Here is a 5488-nt window from a genome sequence, read left to right on the forward strand (position 1 = left end):
GGCGTTAGGCGTCAAGGAGGCTTTGTGCCAATTATCGAAGATGACGTCAAGGTCGCGATGGAATCATTCCTTAAAGATCAAGGCTTTACATCAGTTAAGGTGCAGCTCGGTACGAGGCAGGGGTACGATGTGGCGGGGACGAATCCCGTGACGGGAAAAACCTTGGTAATTGAATGCAAAGGGGAAGCCAAAACTGGTAGTCAGCATAGTCGCTCATGGCCCAATGTTGCATCAGCTATATTGACCTCTCTGAATGAACTTGAAGACCCGCTGAACTCGAATGAAGTGGCAATGGCTTTTCCAGATACGAATGAGTATAGGGAGCGCATGAGGTTGCTCCAGCCATTCTGCAAGCGGCAGGGTATCGACGTTTATTGGGTTTCTGAAAATAAGTCGGTGCGTAAATGGTAGTAGTGCCGCCTAACCTTGTGGTCAAGGTCGCTCCCTTCGGTCGCTGGACGCGCCGCAGGCGGCGCGCCCCTTACCTTTAACGTTAGCTTTCAAAGGAGTCACCCCACCTTGGATTTTTCTACCGTTTTGTCATCCACCGTTTTGGCTGGCTTAGTTGCTGCTCTCGTTTCGCTTCGTAGTAGCGAACGAAAAATACATGTGGAGAACGTTACGCAAGAGCGCGCCAAGTGGCGCAGTGCAATGCGCGCACTCGCCGATGCACTCATTAAGGCCGCCCGCGAAGGAAATGCCAAAGAAGTTGAAAGACAATGCGCCCAGTTAGCACTGAACGTAAACCCGTTTGATGCTGAAGACAAAGCCCTCGTCGAAACGGCCAAGAAATTCTCTGGGGCTACTGACCTTGACGGTCATCTCATAGAGTTCACCGACCGAATGGCGTTGTTACTCAAGCACGACTGGGAGCGGGCCAAACGAGAGGCGCACCCTTGGTTCTTTCGGGGGAGTGAGCCGCGCCGAATCCCCTATTGCGAATTCAAGGCAGCAGTAGGCGCACCAATTGCCGTGGGCAAGCCAAAGTCTTCGTGGTGGCTCGTCGCGTACTTTGGAATGCTGGCGTTTTCAGCCGGCATCATGTTCTTTCTCGCCGCTGGTCTCACTGAGCCATTTCAGGAGCTTGTGAAGATATTCAACGACGCAAAAACCGAAAAGCCTGTGGGTGCGTGGGTTCTGTTCGTCTTTTGGTCGGTGCTCTGCGGCTCAATTTGGTCTGCCGCTTACCTGTGGTTCAAAGGTAGCGAAAAGAAGTTCCTGGACATATGGTTTTCAAAGTGAAAGCTAACCCTGCGGTCCACCGGACGCTGCGCGATAAAGCCGCGCAGCGCCGGTGACCTCCACGTTATGCATAAGGAGAAGCGATGAGTCTGGGAATAATGGAGCAGCTCACTCACAGTACAGTGAGAATAGAAACAACTCTACACGATGGTGGGTTATCTACGGGCACAGGTTTCTATATGAATTTTCTCCAAAAAGAAGATTTAGCGGTTCCTGTGATAGTTACAAATAAACATGTTGTTGCTAACGCAAATACTGGACGGTTTCATGTAACCCTCGCTACAAGCGATGGATTGCCCGATGCCGGCAAGCATCAACAATTCCAATTTTCCAACTTCGAGAACCAATGCATCAAACATCCTGATCCAAACATTGATCTTGCAGCGTTCCCTATAGGGCCACTGCTGAATCAGGTACAAAAAACCGGAGGCAAGCTTTTCTATATCCCTTTGCAAACCAATCTGATTCCAAAAGATGAAGAGCGCGAGTCTTATTCATCTATGGAAGATATAGTCATGATCGGTTACCCCAACGGTATTTGGGATGCCAAAAATAATCTCCCTGTAATAAGGAAAGGCATTACAGCCACACACGCCAATGTTCCTTGGAACGGAAAATCTGAATTTCTTACAGATATAGCAAGCTTTCCTGGTTCTAGTGGATCACCGGTCTTTTTGGCAAATATTGGTGGGTATATGGACAATAAAGATAATACATATATGGGTGGCCATCGTATTCGCCTCCTAGGGGTTCACTACGCAGGGGCAATGCACACCGCCTCAGGGGAAATAAGAATCGTCACAGCACCAACATCAAACATGCCGGTTCCTATAACGCAAATTCCCAATAATATTGGAGTGGCTATTAACTCTAAAGAAATCTTTGGCTTGGAAAAAGAAGTCGAGCGATTAGTCGGGGCAAATGCATAACAAATCAATCAACTACGCGCCTTTGGCGCCGGACGCAGAAAGCTGCGCCGGTTATTGAAGCGTTAGGGTTTTGCTTACCGTTAAACATGGATAATTTGAATGAAAATTGAAGTTGCGCTGCAGAAATCATCTTCTACCAAAGAACGAGGGGATCTCCTAGAGTCACTTGCTGAAAAGCTGCTCTCTGCACAATCCTATGAGGTTATAAAAGAAATAAGATTTACTGCGGTGGAGCTTGACTTGCTATGTAGGCATAAAATTAGTGGCAAAGAAATATACGTCGAGTGCAAAGCCTATCGAGATAAAAACATCGACGCTAACATATTAAAGAACCTTGCTGGAACTCTCGTATTTAAAGATTATGCTGAGGCATGGTTGATAAGCACTGGGGAGTATGGAAAAGAAGCCAAAGGGTTTGCTAATGAGTGGAAAGCTAAGCCAAAAGATCAAGCAACAAGATTGAGTTTCTATGACCCAGAGAAAGTAATTGATTCACTCATTAGCTCTGGAGTCATTAAAAAACAGCCAGAAGACCTTGCTGCTGAATATATCGGTAGTGAAAACTTGATCGGGGAATGGGTCTTACTGATAACAACTTATGGCTTATTTTGGGCCGCAGCGACTTTGTCCGGAGGAATACCTAGAGGTGCCCTTTGCTACTATGCGAAAAACAATCAGTTAGTTGACGATGCTGAGTTATTGAGCAAATTAGCTGATACCGACACTTCTCTTAGTAACCTTGATTTCAAACTACCCAAAATCCATAAAACCAAGGTGGTTGAGATTGAATCCATTAAAACAGTGAGCGTTGTACAAATTCAAACTGGAGAGGCGTGGAGTGATTACCGCCCAGCCCGTCCAGAAGATTTTGTTGGCCGCACGAAAGACATTAACCACATATTCGATTTTTTTAAGAAAATTAAAGAGCAAAGTACAAATACTAGGATATTTGCGGTTACTGGCAATTCTGGTATGGGTAAGAGTTCATTTATCGCAAAACTAAGAAGTAAAGCTGGTAACTACCAGAATAAAAATAAATATTTTGTATTTCCGGTTGATGTTCGTGCTGCGACAGGACCCGAGTACATTTATTCATCATTGCTGCAAGCTTTAAAAAGTGCGCAGGCAGAGGGTTTTGGTGATCAGTCTATAAAGTTGGTTTTATCCGATGTTGGAAGACCTCTGGATTCAGAGTCTATCAAATCATATTTGGAATCATTGGAAGAAAAAAATCAGCTAATAGCCTTGGTTTTCGACCAGTTTGAAGAGTTGTACTCAAAGCCTGAGCTCTTCGACGTATTTGAAAAGGCTAAGTCTTTGCTGCTAAATGCTGCAGCAGTGAAGTTGAACTTTTGCTTAGGTTTTGCTTGGAAAAGTGATAGCACCACTCACAGTGATCACCCAGCTTACTTTTTTTGGCACCAGCTTGCTGATTATAGAATTACAAGAAAACTAGCCCCCTTTTCCGACCGCGAGTCAAATTCTGTTATCAATTTGTTTGAAAAAGAAATTGGCTCCAAGCTACATCATGATCTACGCCACAATCTTGTCGCAAGCAGCCAAGGTTATCCTTGGCTATTAAAAAAACTTTGCATTCATCTATATGAAAAGATTGAAAGCGGCATTAATCAAACAGACTTATTAGAAAATAAGCTTGACGTAGCTAGCCTTTTCAAAGAAGACATGGAAATGCTAAATCCTGCTGAGTATAGTTGTTTGAAGCTAATAGCACAGCGTGCGCCGGTGGACTGGTTTGAAATCATCGAGATGTCCGGGCCAGACACATTGAAGTCATTAATCGATAGACGCCTTGTTATTCGAAGCGGCGATAGATTAAATGTTTACTGGGATATTTTCCGAGAGTATGTTTTAACAGGGTCTGTTCCAGTAATTCCATTGAGATACCTTCCATCTACTGACTTTTCATCACTGTATAAAGCTGTTAAACACCTTGAGCACAGAACTAAGCAGTCTGTGCAGGACTTGGTTTTGAAGGCAAAACTATCTGAAGGAACCATTCAGAATATTGGCTCAGATATGATTATGTTTGGCGTTGCCAAAAGAGAAAGTGGGCTCTATTCATTAAGTGAAGACGTCAAGACTTGTAATGAGCTTGATATTCTGAGAGCTATACGTGAAAAATTCTCAAAACATGCATTCACATATGCATTTAGAGATAAATCATCAAATTCAATTGCAAATGTTAATGCCCTAATTGAAATTTTGAGACAGCTTTATCCGGACAATAAATATGCTGATAAAACGTGGCATGCGTACACGGTACGGCTTTGTCGATGGCTCGAATTGTGCGGATTTATAGAGCCATCGTCAAATGGTTGGTTGTTTAAGGACCAGGGTGACGTTGTTACGGAAAGAATTAAGTCAGAGAGAAAGCGCAGGAAAAGTAATATTTTTACTGCTCCCGCATCCCCCGCACTTGCGCTGGAAACACTTAACTGGCTAGTCAAGAAAGGTAGTGTTGGCAAGAACGAGACCAAACCAAAAGGCTATAGAAATGCACTTTCAGTTCTAAAGCGGTTTGAACTCATATTTATAGAAAGCGAACAATATTTTGTAGATAAAGAAAAAATGCAAAAATATCCAGAGGAAAGGGAAGCCCTTTGGATGGGTGCAAATACAGAAGATGTACTCTTAGACGTAGTAAAGCTACTTGAATCAAATACCCAATTATCAGGGAAGGATATCGGTGATTATATCGCTGAAAAGCATAGCTTAACTTGGACCGATACGTCTAAAGTAAGAAACGGTGGTGCCATACGGCAATGGGCGCTATGGCTGTACGAAGGTAGAAATAGCTCTGAAATACCAGTATGTCCAGGGCGAACTTAGCGACCCCTAACAATAGGCTGCACAGCGACCGATTTTCCGCCGCTTCGCGGCTCCAAACCGGCGCGTGAGCCGGGCGTTAGGCGTCGACGAATACCTGACCTAGCGCTGCGACGCTGTGTTGATTGCGGTAGGGTTCCGAGTTACTACTAGGGGGCTTTGAATGAAAATTGCGACGAAAGAGTTATCCGACGACGATCTGAACCGCCCCGGGTTTGGAGGAGGCCCCAACTCTTGAGAAGATGGAGCCATGAACAAGTCCAACAAGTTTTCCCCGGAAGTGCGCGAGCGCGCTGTGCGCATGGTGCAGGAGCATCGAGCCGAGTACCCTTCGTTGTGGGCAGCTATCGAATCGATTGCGCCGAAGATTGGCTGTGTGCCGCAAACCCTGCACGATTGGGTCAAGAGAGCCGAGATCGACGCTGGCCTGCGTGCGGGTACCACGACCTCGGATGCGCGACGCATCAAGG

General features: G+C 45.3%; 5 protein-coding genes. All 5 read left to right on the top strand.

Annotated features, from left to right (window positions below):
* Positions 1–411 (top strand): hypothetical protein (locus C513_RS14370; RefSeq protein WP_211215749.1); only part of this gene is annotated, 411 nt, incomplete at its 5' end.
* A 108-nt stretch (positions 412–519) separates the two neighbouring features.
* Positions 520–1242 carry a hypothetical protein gene (locus C513_RS13775; protein WP_156816112.1) on the top strand — a complete coding sequence of 241 codons (723 nt, stop codon included), beginning with the start codon at positions 520–522 and terminating at the stop codon, positions 1240–1242.
* Positions 1243–1325: 83 nt separating this feature from the next.
* Positions 1326–2171 carry a S1 family peptidase gene (locus tag C513_RS14040; RefSeq protein WP_076342758.1) on the top strand — a complete coding sequence of 282 codons (846 nt, stop codon included), beginning with the start codon at positions 1326–1328 and terminating at the stop codon, positions 2169–2171.
* A 99-nt stretch (positions 2172–2270) separates the two neighbouring features.
* Entirely contained in the window at positions 2271–5021 is a 2751-nt protein-coding gene (locus C513_RS14045) for a restriction endonuclease (RefSeq protein ID WP_076342759.1), read from the top strand.
* A 247-nt stretch (positions 5022–5268) separates the two neighbouring features.
* A partial coding sequence (locus C513_RS0112200; RefSeq protein WP_018715123.1) for a transposase occupies positions 5269–5488 on the top strand: 220 nt, incomplete at its 3' end.

Origin of the sequence: Allobrachymonas chironomi DSM 19884, from assembly GCF_000374625.1 — a bacterium.
GTDB lineage: Bacteria > Pseudomonadota > Gammaproteobacteria > Burkholderiales > Burkholderiaceae_C > Brachymonas > Brachymonas chironomi.

What these genes read in the sequence shown, in the direction of transcription:
- C513_RS14040 (WP_076342758.1), top strand. Translation starts at nt 1,326, where the DNA reads ATGAGTCTGGGAATAATGGAGCAGCTCACTCACAGTACAGTGAGAATA.
- C513_RS14045 (WP_076342759.1), top strand. Translation starts at nt 2,271, where the DNA reads ATGAAAATTGAAGTTGCGCTGCAGAAATCATCTTCTACCAAAGAACGA.